This is a genomic window from Bradyrhizobium sp. 25ACV (assembly GCF_054863005.1).
This window is the reverse complement of the sequence record NZ_JAVAYO010000004.1, coordinates 464,132-478,447: the sequence shown is the minus strand read 5'-3', so window position 1 is coordinate 478,447 and position 14,316 is coordinate 464,132. Positions and strand designations below refer to the sequence as shown.

Sequence of the window (14,316 nt, the reverse complement as noted above, 5' to 3'; positions counted from 1 at the left end):
GCACCCTGTTCTCGAACCTGCCTCTAAGCCGACCGCCTCACGACGTCGCTGCCCGCCGCCCCAACATCCAGCCGCGCCCGCATCGCCCTCGCCTGCTCGGCGCAGTGCTCGATCAGCCAGTGCTCGAACGCGACGGGGGGAAGTGCGGGGGCGTAGAGGAAGCCTTGCACGACGTCGCAGCCGAGCTCGGCCAGGGTCTTGCGCTGGCCTTCGGTCTCGACGCCCTCGGCGACGACGGTCATGCCGAGGCCCTGACCGACGCGCACCACGGCAGTGGCGATTGCGAGCGCGCCCGCGTCACGCTCGATGTCGTGCATAAAACTGCGGTCGATCTTCAATTCGCGGATCGGCAGATGCGCGAGACGGCTGAGGCTGGAATAGCCGGTGCCGAAATCGTCCACGGAGAGCCCGACGCCGAGCTCGCGGATCGCGTTCATGGTCTCGAGCGCGGCGACGCCGTCCTGCATGAATGTGCCTTCGGTGATCTCCAGCATCAAGGCGTTCGCCGGCAGATCGTATTCGGCGAGGATGTCCTTGAGCCGCGCCGCCAGCGTGACGTTGCGGAAATTGATCGGCGACAGGTTGACCGACACGCTGGGGATGTTGAGCCCGGCGCGGCGCCAGCTCGCCATCTGCCGGCAGGCCTCGCGTACCGACCACAGGCCGATTTGCTCGATCAGGCCGCACTCCTCGGCGAGCGGGATGAACTTTGCCGGCGAGACGTCGCCGAGCACGGCATCACGCCAGCGCGACAGCGCCTCGACGCCGTGGATGGCGCCGTCGCAGCTGCGGATCTGCGGCTGGTAGCTGAGGGTCAGCGCGCCTTCGGCGATGGCACGGCGGAGCGCCGCAATCAGCGCCAGCCGCTGCTCGGTGAGCCCGTTCATCTCGGCGCTGAAGATGCGATAGGTCGAGCGGCCCGCCTGCTTGGCCATGTACATGGCGGCGTCGGCCTGCTGCATCAGGGTGTCGATGTCGGTGGCATGGTCGGGATAGAGGCTGATGCCGATGCTGGCCGACATCGGCATCAGCTTCGATCCAAGCTTCAAGGGTGCAGCCAGCGCCTCCGTGATGTCGGCCGCGACGCGAGCGGCGCTCTCGGCGTTGCGTTGCGGCAGCAGGATGACGAACTCGTCGCCGCCGAGCCGTCCCAGCATGTCCTCGGGGCCAATCTGCTCGCGCAGGCGCTGGGCGAGCTGGATCAGGAGCTCGTCGCCGGCGGCGTGGCCGAGCGTGTCGTTGACGTCCTTGAAATGATCGACGTCGAGGAAGGCTAGCGCGACATGGCTGCCGGTCGGGCAGGCATCGATCGCCGTGGTGATCAGGTGCCGCAGCTGCGCGCGGTTCGGCAGGCCGGTGAGGATGTCGTGATAGGCGAGCCGCGCGATCTCGGCGCGCGCTTCCTTGCGCTCGATCGCGAAGGCGCCGAGATTGACGCAGGCCTCGACGATGCGCCGGTGCCAATTGCTCGGCGCGCGGGGTTCTCGATAGTAGAAGGCGAAGGTCGCGATGACCCGGCCGTCCTTGGCCTTGACCGGGGTCGACCAGCAGGCGCGCAGGCCGATCGCGAGCGGCATGGCCTTGTAGGGCTGCCAGCGCGGATCGGTCTCCAGATCGGTCGCCAGCACCGGTTCGCCGTAGAAGGCGGCGGTGCCGCAGGAGCCGACGTCGGGGCCGATGGCCACGCCGTCCAATGCGCGGGAATAATCATCGGGCAGGCTCGGGCCGCCGAGCGGATGGATCAGGCCCACGGCATCGACGTGAAGCAACGAGCAGACCACGTGGGGCGCGATCTCCTCGACGCGACGGCACAGCCTGTCGGCGATCTCGCCGATCGGCACCTCGTCGGCGAGCGCGCCCATGATGAGCTGCTGCAGCGAGCGCAGCTGCTTGGTCTCGGTGATGTCCTCGAGCAGCGCGAAGATGTGCTTGACCCGGCCCTTCGTGTCGCGGAAGACATCGATCCGGGCGCAAACCCAGATCTCCTCGCCGTCCTTGTCGTAGGTCAGCACCTCGGCCTCGCCGCGGCGACCGCCCTGCATCAGGCGGTTGATGAGCTTCGCGATGGTCTTGCGATCGGTGTGCCGGCCGGCAATCAGCTCGCCTGCGCGGCGACCCTCGGCCTCCGCGTTGGTGTAGCCGAACAGCGCCGTGAAGGCGGAATTGACGTAGACGATGTTCTGCTCGGTGTCGCTGATGATCACCGCCCGGTTGGTCTGGTCGGAGACGGCGTGGAGAAGCCCGATCCTGACGCGGCGCTCGGCTTCGATGGTGACGTCACGCGCAAACACGATGTAATGATTGGCGCCGCCGATTTTCACGGAAGACAGCGCGATAGCCGCTCTGATGCGGCTGCCGTCACGGCGCACGAGACTGATCTCGTCCCGGAGATCGGCCACCGGATCGGCCTGAAGGCCCTTGAGGGCGAGAATTTCGGCATCGCGACCGAGCACGTCGGTGCGTGCCAGCTTCCAGATGCGCTCCGCCGCGGCGTTGAAATGGGTGATGCGATGGTCGTCATCGACGATGACGACGCCATCGTCGGCGCGTTCGAGCGCGGCCCGCAACACGTCCGGAATTTCAGTGAGACAATCGAAGGCGGACATCGTTTGACCCGGCGATATCGGGAAAATACGGCAAGCGGTCCGACGCTAACGCTGCGATGGTGTCCAAGACGTTTTTGCCGCGCCATCGCCCCTCGCCAAGAAGCGGCATGCTTAACGATCCGCGAAAACGACGACGGTATGTTGATGCGTGCGGAACCTAATCCGCGCCGGTTCCGGCGTGGAGCTTGTGCAGCCGGCCGGCGACGGCCCGCACCTTCCCCGGCGCGGCCTGCCAGATCGAGAGCGCCGACAAGGCGCTCACGATCATCGCGATGGCGAAGGCGAGCGTGTAGTCGCCGGTGCGATCGTAGAGGAAGCCGGTCACCCACGGTCCGGCCGCACCGCCGGCCAGCGCCGCCAGCATGATCGTGCCGAAGATGCTGCCCTGGTGCTTGCCCTGGAAAATCTCGAACACCACCGCGCCCATGATCGAGGTGAGGCCGTAGCCGAGCGCGCCTTGCGTGAACACCATCACGTAGACCAGCCACAGCGACGGCTGGAACTTCAGCGCCATCAGTGCCGCAAAGCAGATCACAAAGCCGGCGCAACTGATCGCCCACACCCATTCCCGCCCGATCCGGTCGGAGACATGGCCGAGCAGGATCTGGCCGGGAATGCCGAGCAGGCTGACGATGCCGAGCGCCCACACCGCGACACCGGGACTGAAGCCGATGTCGAGCAGGAATTTGGTCTGGTGCACCTGCACCGCGTACCAGATGTACAGGCCGCAGAAATAGCCGAGTGCGATCCACCAGAATCGCGCGGTCGCGACGGCGCGTTTCAGCGTCCAGTCGGTCTCGACCCAGACGGGATCGACGATGTTCGAGATCGGCTGGGCCGCGCCCGCGACCGGGACGGCATCGCCGTCCGGCTCGAGGCCGATGTCCTGCGGGCGCTTGTGCAGCAGCAGATTGACCGGCGCCAGCACGACCAGGACGAGCAGGCCCATCGCGGTGCAGGCGGTGCGCCAGCCGGTCTGCTCGATCATGTGCTGCACCCAGGGCAGCAACGTCACCGAGCCGATGCCGACGCCGGCGAAAGCGATGCCAATGGCGAAGCCGCGCTTGCGGATGAACCAGTTCGGCAGGAACAGCGACTGGCCGGAATAGCCGAGACACACCGAACCGGCACCGACCATGACGCCGATGGTGACATAGAGATGCCAGGGCGCGCTGGTGAGCGGCGCAAGCAGCAATCCGCCGCCCATCAGCACGACGCCGAGCTCCATCACCGCGCGCGGCCCGGCGCGATCCATCAAGCGGCCGATCAGCGGGCTGACCACGCCCGACACCACGAAGCCGAAGGAGAAGGCGCCCGCGGTGACGCCGCGCTCCCAGCCGAATTCGGAGATGATGGGAGGAAAGAACAGTGAAAAGGCGGTGCGCGCGTTGACGCCGATGGCCATGGTGACGAAGGTCACGGCGACCACGACCCAGCCGTAGAAGAACGGAAGCCGCATGTTTGTATGTTTCATCCCTGGACGGTCTTTCGGACCATCTGGAGATGTCCGGGTCAAGCGCTTTTCACGCATGCCCCTTGAGCGAGATGCGTCGGGGCGATCTCAGGCGGCGTCGCGCCGTGAGGGTTTGGCCGGTGCGTCGAATAGGATCCGCTCGATCGGCTGCGGGCGTCCAAACAGATAGCCTTGCGCGAAATTGACGCCGAGCGCCTTCAGCCGCTCGTACTCCTCGCGGGTCTCGACGCCCTCGGCGGTGACCGACATGTCCAGCCCACGCGCCAGCGTCACGATCGAGGAAATGATGGCGGAGCTGCGCGGCTGCTGGGTGAGGTTGCGGATGAACGACTTGTCGATCTTGATCTTGTCGAACGGGAACGCCGTCAGATAGCTGAGCGAGGAATAGCCGGTGCCGAAATCGTCGAGCGCGAGCTCGACGCCGAGCTGCTTCAGCCGCTGCATGAAGGCGTGGTTCTCGCCGCCGCGCTCCAGCAGCACGGATTCCGTGATCTCGATCTCCAGCCGCTGGGGCGGCAGGCCGGAATCGGCGAGCGCCGCGCAGATCACCTCGAACAATCGGGCCTCCTTGAACTGGATCGGCGACAAATTGACGGCGACCGCGAGATCCGATGGCCAGCCGGCCGCATCCGCGCAGGCGCGCCGCAGCACGAATTCGCCGAGCGGCACGATCAGCCCGGTCTCCTCCGCAAGCGAAATGAACTGGTCCGGCGGAATCAATCCGCGTGTCGGATGCCGCCAGCGCACTAGCGCCTCGAAGCCGCGCCGCGCGCCGCTGAGGGCGTCGACGAACGGCTGGTAGTGCACCTCCAGCTGGCACCGCGCGATGGCATCGCGCAGATCCCCCTCCAGCGTGTTGCGGGCCTCCAGCTCGGCCGACATCGCCTCGTCGTAGATGGTGAAGCAGTTGCGGCCTGCCGATTTCGAACGATAGAGCGCAAGGTCGGCCTTCTTCAGCAATTGCTCCTGATCGCTGCCGTGATCCGGCGCGATGGCGATGCCGATGCTGGTGCCGATCTCGACGCGATGACCGGGCAGCAGGAACGGTTCGGTCAAGAGCTTGGCGATCCGCGCCGCCAGCTCGGTCGAGCAGGCGCGCTGATCCTCGCCGGCTTCCTGGATGACGGCGAACTCGTCGCCGCCGAGGCGCGCCAGCACGTCGTTGGCGCGCACGGCGGATTTCAGCCGCTGCGCTACCTGGCGCAGCAATGCATCGCCTGCGCCGTGACCGAGGGAGTCGTTGACGTTCTTGAAGCGGTCGAGGTCGAGCATCAGGATCGAGAACGGCAGGCCCCGCACGCTCAGCTGGCTGTTCATCTCGTCGAGCCGGGTGAGGAAGAAGGCGCGGTTCGGCAGTCCGGTCAGGATGTCGGTCTGGGCGAGCTCGAGCACTCGCCGGTTCGCCAACGACAGCCGCCGCGAATTGCGGCTTGCGAGCATGAGATAGGTCGACAGCGACAGCGTCAGCAGCAAGCCGACGATCAGCACGGCGCCGGCGCGATCGTATGTCGTCTCCAGCGGACCGCCCGCGGTTGGGACCGCCCGCACCTGCCAATCGGTGTCGCCGATCTTGAGAGTGCCCGACCAGTGCAGCGCCCGCGCGACGTCCCGCATCGACTGCGGTGCCGTGGCCGCCGAGGAATAATCCGGCAGCATCTGCTCCAGGCTGACGATCTGCGCCGTGAAGGGTGGGTAGACGTTCATGCTGACCGCCGGGCTTGCCCCGGTCGTGACGCGAATGGCCTGGATCAGCAGCGGCAGGTCGAAGACGCCGACCACGAAGCCGGCCAGATTGCGGCGCCGGTCCGCAACCGTCTCGCGCGACGTTCCCTTGGCGTAGACGGGAATGGCAACGAGGACGTCAGGCAGCCGGCCCCCCTCCTTCGGCTCGAACAGGCGCGTGCGAATGGCCGCGACCTTGTCATTGTCGCGCGCCCGCTCCAGCACCGCGCGGCGCTCCGGGACGGTGGCGTAATCCATGCCGTAGACCGCCGAGGTCTTCGGCTGGGTCGAGTAGAACACCGGAAAATACTCATCGGTCTGCGGCGCCGTCGCAAAGCCCGCGCTCTGGAGCGACTTGATGCGATAGCCGGATACGCCGTCCGCGATCGCCGCGGTCTCGTATTCGGCGCGTTCCTTGCGGTTGACGCGCGGCAGCCAGGCAATGCGCAGCATGCCGGGATGGCGCTCGAACAGGCGGGCGCTGAAGGTCTCGAACTCGCTGCGGGTGACCTCGTCGTTGGTCGATTCGAACAGCGTGCGCAGCGCGACGAGCCTGGAGATGTATTCGCCCATTCCGTTCTGCACGACGATCGCTTCGGTTTCGGCCGCGTTCTCGAACTCGATCCTGTTGACGCGATCCTCCCACCGCGCCACGGCGGCCGCGCCCACGACCGAAAACAGAAGACCGACGCCGACCGCGACGAGCGCAGGGCGATACAGCCCGAGCAGCGGCGCGGCACGCCACCATCCGGTCATACGCCTCCGATCCTGATCGTTCTGATCGCGATCGCCCATCTTGAAGCCGCCGTCCCCCTGTCCCCGACGAACCGAACCTCTGGTTGAGGTGCCGGCGCCGCTATCGGAACAAGACCGCGGTTAAGAACTGCACAATTTCGGAACCACTCCATTCCGCAACGCGTGAATTAGTTAATGAAGTGCCCGAATGATCCGGCATTGTGGAAACAAGTTGCCGGTTTTGCCCGGAGTAATACGGGCTGCCGACACGTCGCCGGTTAGCGAGCTATTCAGGCTCGCGGGAATATGTTGCGCGAGGCTCCTCCCATCATTCGGCAAGACGTCCCCGATGTATCGATTTCGATCAGCGACATCCCTCGTCCTGACCGTCGCACTCCTCGCCGCGACCATGCTCGCAGCCAGAGCCGACGAGGCCGGCGTCAGCGAGGATGCGATCCTGTTCGGTCAGGCCGCCGCGCTGGAGGGCCCCTCCTCCGCACTCGGACAGCGCATGCGGCAAGGCATCGTCGCGGCATTCACCGAGATCAACGCCAAGGGCGGGGTCCACGGCCGCAAGCTCCAGCTCATCAGCCGCGACGACGGCTACGACCCCGATCGTTCGGTGGCGCAGACGCTGCACCTGATCGAGGACGACAAGGTGTTCGCGCTGATCGGCGCGGTGGGTACGCCGACCGCGATGGCGACAATTCCGATCACCAGCGCCAGGAACATCCCCTTCATCGGCCCATTCAGCGGCGCCGAATTCCTGCGCGACCTCGAGCTTGCCAACGTCGTCAACATCCGCGCGAGCTATGGTGCGGAGGCCGAGGCGTGGATCAAGCACCTCACCGAGGATCGCCACTTCACCCGCATCGGCATCTTCTACCAGGACGATTCCTTCGGCCGCGACGGTCTGAGGGGCGTCAAGCGCGCGCTCGCCAAGCGCGGCCTCGAGCTTGCCGCCGAAGGCACGTTCGAGCGCAACACCCGCGCGGTCACCGCGGCCTGGCGGGTGATCAGGCGCGCCGAACCCGAGGCCATCGTGATGGTCGGAACCTATGGGCCCTGCGCGGAGTTCATCAAGCTCGCGCACCGCAGCGGCTTCCATCCGACCTTCGTCAACGTCTCCTTCGTCAGCGCCAATGCGCTGGCCCGGGAGCTCGGTCCCGACGGTGAAGGCGTCATCGTCTCGCAGGTCGTGCCGTTTCCATGGGATCGCTCGCTCAAGCTCGTCGCCGACTACCAGGCGGCGCAGAAAGCGTTCGATCCGACGCTGACACCGGACTTCGTGTCGCTGGAAGGCTATCTCTCCGGTCGCCTCGCGGCCGCGGCGCTGGAGAAGGCCGGACCGAACCCGACGCGCGCGAGCCTGCTCCGCGCCATCAACGATGTCGGCCGCTTCGACATCAGCGGCAGCGTTGTCACCGTCGGCCTGCGCATGATCGACACGCCGCCGAAGGTGTTTTTGACGGTGATCCAGAAGGACGGGACGTTCAAGGCGGTGGACCGGCTATGAGGCCGCTCACGGCCGCCGCGTCCAGCGCGCGGCGTTGACCGCGCCCGGCGGGATCTCGCCCTTGACGATCGCTTCCACCTGCCGAACCGTTTCCAGCGATTGATATTCGATCGCCTGCGGCGTTAGCCCGCCGACATGGGGGGTGGCGATCACGTTCGGCAGCTTTGCCAGCTCCGGGGTCGGCATCTGGTCCGGCGCGCGGCCGACGTCCATCGCGACGCCGGCGATGCGGCCTTCGCGCAACGCCTTCGCCAGCGCTGCCTCGTCGACGAGATTGCCGCGCGAGAGATTGACGAAGACCGCGTGTTTCTGCATGCGCCCCAGCGCCGCTTCGCCGATCAAATTCTCGGTCTGCTCGTTGGCGATCGCGAGGCAGACGACATAGTCCGACGCCGCGAGGAGCTCGTCGAGACCGACCTGCCTGATGGCGCTGTCGCCGACGTTGGCAAAGGGGTCGGTGACCAGCACCTCCATGCGCAGCACTTTTGCGACCTCGGCGAGATAGCAGCCGATGCTGCCGTAACCGATGATGCCGATTTTGCTGCCGGCGAGCTGGCGGCCCATCCGCGCCTCGACCTTGCGGCCGGCCTGGTAGTCCGCCGTCGCCCGCGATACGCCGCGGGAGAGATCAACCATGAAGCCGAGTGCGAGCTCAGCGACCGCCTGCACGAAGCCGGGCCCGGCGCGGGTCACGAGCACGCCGGCTTTTGAGGCCGCTTCCACATTGACGTTACGGATATCGACGGCACAGCGGACGAAGGCCCGCAGGCGCGGCAATTGCGCAAAGATCTCGCCGCGGCCTTCGGTCATGCGATCGGCGACGATGATGTCGGCATCCTGCGCAGCGCGCACGAGCCCCGCAGCGTCCAAGGTTTCATCGCTCTCGTGCAGGATCACCTCGGCGGCCGCGCGCAGGCCGCTCAGGCTGCGATCGCCATAGTAATTGCGCCGCATCTCCGGCGTGTGAGCGAGCAGAACCTTCACGACAAAACTCCTTCAGTAGCCGAATGCCCGCGGCAGCGCGGTGCTCAGCCATGGCACGAAGGCGATGACGAGCAGGCAGAGGAACAAGAGGCCGAGATAGCCCATGATCGGCTTCACGGTCTGCTCGATCGGCACATTGCCGATCAGGCAGGCGCCGTAGAGCCCGAGCCCGAGCGGCGGCGCGAACAGGCCGATGCCCATGGCGATGACCAGCACGACGCCGAAATGCAGGGGATCGACGCCGAGCTGCACCGCGACCGGCAACAGCAGCGGCCCGAAGATGATCAGCGCGGCCGCGCCCTCCAGCACCGAGCCCATCACGATCAGCACGGCGATCGCGAGCAGAATGAACAGCCAGACGCCTGAGGTCTTCGACAATCCGAGCATGAAATCCCCGACCGCATGCGGCACCTGCTGCAAGGTGAGCGTGAACGCGAGCGACTGCGCGGCGGCGACGATGAACAGCACGAGACCGGCGCGCGTCGCCGCCTGCACGAAACTATGCGCGGCCGATTTGAAGCTGAGCTCGCGGAACACCACGCTGCCGACCACGAGCGCATAGGCCACGGCGAAGGCCGAGATCTCGGTCGCGGTGGCAAAGCCGCTCTTGAAGCCGAAGAAGATCATGAAGATCAGGCCGAACGAGGCGATCGCGCCGCTCCACAGCCCCGACACCGGCATTTGCGGCTCGACGTCCTCGACCTTGTCCGGCCGCTTGCCGAAGATGATGGAGACCGCGATCAGCACTAGCGCCATCAGCGCGGACGGCAAGAGCCCGGCGACGAACAGGCCGCCGATCGACAAATTGGCCACAAAGCCCAGAATGATGAGGTTGATGCAGGGCGGAATGGTCTCCGCCATCACCGCCGACGCCGCCAGCAGCGCCACCGCGCCGCCAGGGTTCTGCTTCGATCGGCGCGCAGCCGGGATCAACACCGAGCCGACCGCGGCGACATCGGCCATCTTCGAACCCGAGATGCCCGAGAACAGCACCATGGAAGCGACCATGACGACGTTGAGGCCGCCGCGCATGCGGCCCACCGCGCGCTGCAACAGCTCGATCAACCGCACCGACATGCCGTTGGCTTCCATGAGGTAGCCGACGAGAATGAAGAACGGGATCGCAAGCAGCACGAAATTGTCGATGCCGCGCGCCATCTGCTGGGCGAAGATCACGCCGGGCAGCGCGCCCTCGACCCAGATGAAGATCAGCGCGGCGAGCGCCAGCGCAAAGCCGATCGGCAAGCCGCCGAACAGTGTCACGAAGAAGCCGATCAGCATCAAGCTGCCCGCCGACGGCACCGAGGACGGCGACAGATAATCCCAGGCAAGATAGAGCCCGGTGACGACGATGATCGCAACGAGCCCCCTGACGATGTCGGGAAGCGGCCTCGCGCAGAGATGGTCGATCGCGAACACCGTCATGAACAGCGCGCCGATGCCCATCGGATAGAAGGTCAGCTCCAGCGGCAGGCCGGAGCCGGTGGTCTGGCCTGCGGTGAGCGAACCCAGCTTGATGGCGTTGTAGGCGACGTAGCCGGAGATCAGCACGACCAGCAGCGCGCCGGCGGCATCGACCAGCGCGCGCAGGCGCAGCGGCAGGAGATCGCGGAAGAAGGAGACACCGACATTTTCGCCGCGCGCGAGCGCGCTCGCGGCACCGAAGAAGGCCGAGCCGACCATCAATCCGCGTGCGACGTCGTCGGACCATTCGACCGGCGCGTTGAAGAAGAAACGCAGCAGCACCGAGACGCAGACCACCACGAGATCGGCGGCGAGCAGGATGGCCGCGATCGCATCGCTGAGCCGAAGCAGCAGGGCGATGCTGCCGTGGCGGCCAGCCGAAACGGGCACGGCGGCCGTCACCACCATCTCAGACCTAGCCATCAGGCTTGCGTCGCGCGGATGATGTCGATGACGGCCTTGGACTCCGGACGGGCCTTGATGAAGTTCTCGATCTGCGGCGCGACCCGCTTCTTGAAGGCCTCGCGGTCGCATTCGGCAACCGTCACGCCCTTCTCGGTCAAGGCCGCCAGCGCCTCCTTCTCGACCGCAAGCCCATGGGCACGCGTGTCGGCCGCGGCCTTCTTCGCAGCATCGAGAAAGCCCTCGCGCAGCTTCGGGTCCATGCGGTTGTAGGTCATGTCGCTGAAATAGATCGCAAGCGGCGAGAAATTATGCTGCGTCAGGGCGTAGAATTTGGCTGTCTCGAAGAACTTGCTGGCCAGGATCGTCGGCGGATCGTGCTCCAGGCCGTCAAGCACGCCGGCCTGCAACGCCGTGTAGATCTCGCCGAAGGCCAGCGGCGTCGCGGCGGCGCCCATCAGCCGCAGGCATTCCGTGATGACTGGGTTGGGCAGCGTCCTGATCTTGAGCCCGGCGAGATCTTCCGGCGTCTTCACCGGCTTCTTCGCCAGCACGCTGCGCGAGCCGAAATTATAGGCCCAGGCGATGATGCGGATGTTGCCGCCCTTGAGCAGGGCTTCCTCGATCGGCTTGGCGGCGCCGGCATCGAACGCCTTGGTCTGCTGCGGGAAGCTGGAGAACAGAAAGCCGAGATCGTAGGTGCCGACCAGCGGCACCAGATTGGCCGAGATCGAGGATCCCGACACCATGAGATCGATGACGCCGAGCTTCACCGAGTTGATGACGTCGATCTCCTGGCCAAGCTGATTGTCAGGGAAGAAAGCGACCTCGATCTGCTCGCCGAGCCCGTTGCCCTTCAAATTCTTGACGAGGTTGTCGTAGTAGACGCGGCCGTTGGCAAATTTGGGATCGTTCGGCAGCGAGGAGGAGCATTTCAGCTTGAGCGTCGCGGCTTCGGCGCGGCCGATGATGGCGGGGGAGAGCACGAGGCCGGCGGTGACCGCCGCCGATGACTTGATGAACGCGCGACGGTTCACGGGCACGATGGTCATGGTGCGGTCTCTCCCACATTATTTTTTGTGAGCCGCGGTCGTTGCCGTGGCCTGTTGCGCGGACTGTATGGCCAAAGCGACGGCGCAGGCAAGCGTGGCAGTCGGCCACCGAAGAGCGCGCCCGCGGCGCGTTCCGTCAGTCCGTGAGCGCTCCGAAACGACTATGATTCCCGGGATTTGCGAGGAGGATCGGCTTGTGGCCTCATCTGCGCGAGGGCGCTTTCGCGTGGGCCCGGCATCGATCCAATTGGAGCATGGATCAATGCGCAATTCACATGGATGAGCCCAGAACGATGCCCTTCAGGCTCCGGCGGACACCCTGCCCCATTTTGCCGCACACCGAGCGTGATCCAGTGCACAGACAGGCGCATGGCGGCCTCCTAGAAAAAGTGACATCATCGCGCGTATTGCCGATGGAGGTGACATCATGCGCCGTCCAGCCTTTCCCAATTTGCTTCTTGCATCCGGTTTTCTTGCGCTCGCACAGTTGATGACACCGACGGAGGCCGCGGCCGAAGCGCGGCTCGCACTGGTGATCGGCCAATCCGCCTATCGCACCGTGCCCGAGCTGCCCAACGCCGCCAACGACGCCAAGGGCATGACGGAGCTGCTCGGCAATGCCGGCTTCAGCGTCACCACGGCCGCCAACCTGGCGCAGAACGAGATGCGCGCGGCGATCTCGGATTTCGCCGGCAAGGTCAGCGCCAGCGGCGCCGACACGGTGGCACTGGTGTTCTATGCCGGCCATGGCCTGCAGATCGACGGAGAGAACTACCTGGTGCCGGTCGATCTCGATCCGAAGCGCGAGGCCGACATTCCGCTCCAGGGCGTGCGGCTGAACGACATGCTCAACACGCTCGGTGCGCTGCCGACGCGAGCGCGCATCTTCATGCTCGATGCCTGCCGCAACAATCCGTTCCCGGCGCTCAGCGGCGCCGGCCACGGGCTTGCGATCGTCGACACCAAGGCCGGCGCGCCGGGCTCCTTCATCTCCTACTCGACCTCGCCCGGCGCCGAGGCCGAGGACGGCAGTGGCATCGACAGCCCCTACACCACGGCGGCGCTGACCGTTGCCAAGCAGCCCAATTTGCCGATCGAGGAAGTGTTCAAGCGCATCCGCGTCGCCGTCGCGCAATCGACTGACGGACGGCAGATCCCCTGGGAAAGCTCCTCGCTGACGACCGACTTCAAGTTCTTCGGCGAGAGCAGCGGCAGCCGGCCGGCCATGCCGGGCGCGTCCTCGATGGCGCTCGCCAGCGGCACGCGCAGCGTCGAGGACTGGCGCAGGGACTTGCAGGGCAAGCCGGCCATGGTCGCCTATGAACTCGTCATCACCGACGACACGGTGCCGGCGTATCAGGCCTATATCGAGCTGTACGCACAGGACACCCGCACGCCGCGCGTGCGCATGGTGCTGGAACGGCGGCGCCAGATGCTGGCCTGGGAGCGCGCAACCGCGATCAACACCCGCGCTTCGTTCGAGGCCTATCTCGCCAACTGGGACAACAGCGATCTCGCGGCAACCGCGCGCAGGCTGCTGCTCCGCGTCCAGAACCGCAACTACGGCCTGCCTGTCGCCGCCGCCGCGAGCCCTGCCCCGGTCGCCGTCGCGATGGCGCCGACCTGCCCGTGCTCGACGCCGTCGAGCCCGGCAACGCCCGTCAATCCGAGCGTCGCGCCCGTGATCAAGAAGCGCGTCGACGACACCCCGCCCAAGCGCAAGGTGGTCGAGACACCGCCGAAGCGCCGGCCGCCGCCTGAGGAAGTGGTCTACGAGCGCGCGCCGCCCCCGGGGCCGCCGCCAGCCGCCGTCATGCAAGGCATCGGCGTCGGTATCGGGATCGGCATTGGAATGGGCGGCCGCGGCGGCGGCGACCATTATCGCGGCGACTACCGCAGATACTGAGACTGTCCAGCATTGACATTGATCCGGCTCGCGCCCGACGCACGAGCCGGATCTACTGCGCCAGCGCCGGATAGTCGTGTTGGACGGCCTCCCGGATCCAGCCCGCCTGGATCGCGCGAAACAGGATCTGCGCCGTCTTGATATCATTTGCCTTCACGCAGAGGTCGACGATTCGGCGGACCGCATCGTCGCGCATCAGATCGTCTGCGATCTTCATCGCAATTTCCATCGCGACGCGGGCTGCACGTTCAAAGCGCTCACGCTCGCGCTTATCGGCCTGTGCGGAGCCTCCGAGGGCCTCCGCGCCCGCTCTCGCAGCCTCGCAGATGTTACGAATGCGCTCCGCCGCGTCGATATCGCCGATCGGTCCCTGGATCGGCTCATCCCAGATGTCGGCCGGCTGCCGCCTTGCGAACCACTTCATTGCCCCCACCCCTGGCCTTTATGGCTTGCAC

General features: G+C 66.2%; 9 protein-coding genes. 2 read left to right on the top strand and 7 right to left on the bottom strand.

What is annotated here, in order from left to right:
- Positions 1 to 23: 23 nt before the first annotated feature.
- The 3 genes from RAD04_RS12260 to RAD04_RS12250 form a co-directional block, all read right to left on the bottom strand.
- Entirely contained in the window at positions 24 to 2,606 is a 2,583-nt protein-coding gene (locus RAD04_RS12260) for an EAL domain-containing protein (protein ID WP_461623999.1), read from the bottom strand.
- A gap of 157 nt (positions 2,607 to 2,763) precedes the next feature.
- Complete coding sequence (locus RAD04_RS12255) at positions 2,764 to 4,065, bottom strand: MFS transporter (protein WP_461624080.1); 1,302 nt, start codon at positions 4,063 to 4,065, stop codon at positions 2,764 to 2,766.
- A 102-nt stretch (positions 4,066 to 4,167) separates the two neighbouring features.
- Complete coding sequence (locus RAD04_RS12250; protein ID WP_461623998.1) at positions 4,168 to 6,558, bottom strand: bifunctional diguanylate cyclase/phosphodiesterase; 2,391 nt, start codon at positions 6,556 to 6,558, stop codon at positions 4,168 to 4,170.
- 328 nt (positions 6,559 to 6,886) lie between these two features.
- Between RAD04_RS12250 and RAD04_RS12245 the strand changes: the two genes are divergently transcribed.
- A complete protein-coding gene (locus RAD04_RS12245) occupies positions 6,887 to 8,053 on the top strand; it encodes an ABC transporter substrate-binding protein (protein ID WP_461623997.1) in 1,167 nt (388 codons plus the stop codon).
- A 6-nt stretch (positions 8,054 to 8,059) separates the two neighbouring features.
- Here RAD04_RS12245 and RAD04_RS12240 read toward each other — a convergent pair whose 3' ends face one another.
- The 3 genes from RAD04_RS12240 to RAD04_RS12230 are packed head-to-tail and all read right to left on the bottom strand — an operon-like array spanning position 8,060 to position 11,955.
- On the bottom strand, positions 8,060 to 9,037 hold the full coding sequence (locus RAD04_RS12240; RefSeq protein ID WP_461623996.1) for an NAD(P)-dependent oxidoreductase: 978 nt from the start codon (positions 9,035 to 9,037) through the stop codon (positions 8,060 to 8,062).
- A gap of 12 nt (positions 9,038 to 9,049) precedes the next feature.
- Entirely contained in the window at positions 9,050 to 10,924 is a 1,875-nt protein-coding gene (locus tag RAD04_RS12235) for a TRAP transporter large permease (protein WP_461623995.1), read from the bottom strand.
- Complete coding sequence (locus RAD04_RS12230; protein WP_461623994.1) at positions 10,924 to 11,955, bottom strand: TRAP transporter substrate-binding protein; 1,032 nt, start codon at positions 11,953 to 11,955, stop codon at positions 10,924 to 10,926. The genes RAD04_RS12235 and RAD04_RS12230 overlap by 1 nt, the downstream gene beginning before the upstream one ends.
- A gap of 427 nt (positions 11,956 to 12,382) precedes the next feature.
- Between RAD04_RS12230 and RAD04_RS12225 the strand changes: the two genes are divergently transcribed.
- Positions 12,383 to 13,861 carry a caspase family protein gene (locus tag RAD04_RS12225; RefSeq protein ID WP_461623993.1) on the top strand — a complete coding sequence of 493 codons (1,479 nt, stop codon included), beginning with the start codon at positions 12,383 to 12,385 and terminating at the stop codon, positions 13,859 to 13,861.
- Between the two features lie 52 nt (positions 13,862 to 13,913).
- Here the strand turns inward: RAD04_RS12225 and RAD04_RS12220 are convergent, their stop codons facing one another.
- The gene (locus RAD04_RS12220) at positions 13,914 to 14,285 is read right to left on the bottom strand and encodes a hypothetical protein (protein ID WP_461623992.1); all 372 of its coding nucleotides are present in this window, start codon (positions 14,283 to 14,285) and stop codon (positions 13,914 to 13,916) included.
- Positions 14,286 to 14,316 lie beyond the last annotated feature (31 nt).

Coding starts and splice junctions, on each gene's coding strand:
- RAD04_RS12260 (WP_461623999.1), bottom strand. CDS start 2,606: ATGTCCGCCTTCGATTGTCTCACTGAAATTCCGGACGTGTTGCGGGCC.
- RAD04_RS12255 (WP_461624080.1), bottom strand. CDS start 4,065: ATGCGGCTTCCGTTCTTCTACGGCTGGGTCGTGGTCGCCGTGACCTTC.
- RAD04_RS12250 (WP_461623998.1), bottom strand. CDS start 6,558: ATGACCGGATGGTGGCGTGCCGCGCCGCTGCTCGGGCTGTATCGCCCT.
- RAD04_RS12245 (WP_461623997.1), top strand. CDS start 6,887: ATGTATCGATTTCGATCAGCGACATCCCTCGTCCTGACCGTCGCACTC.
- RAD04_RS12235 (WP_461623995.1), bottom strand. CDS start 10,924: ATGGCTAGGTCTGAGATGGTGGTGACGGCCGCCGTGCCCGTTTCGGCT.
- RAD04_RS12230 (WP_461623994.1), bottom strand. CDS start 11,955: ATGACCATCGTGCCCGTGAACCGTCGCGCGTTCATCAAGTCATCGGCG.
- RAD04_RS12225 (WP_461623993.1), top strand. CDS start 12,383: ATGCGCCGTCCAGCCTTTCCCAATTTGCTTCTTGCATCCGGTTTTCTT.
- RAD04_RS12220 (WP_461623992.1), bottom strand. CDS start 14,285: ATGAAGTGGTTCGCAAGGCGGCAGCCGGCCGACATCTGGGATGAGCCG.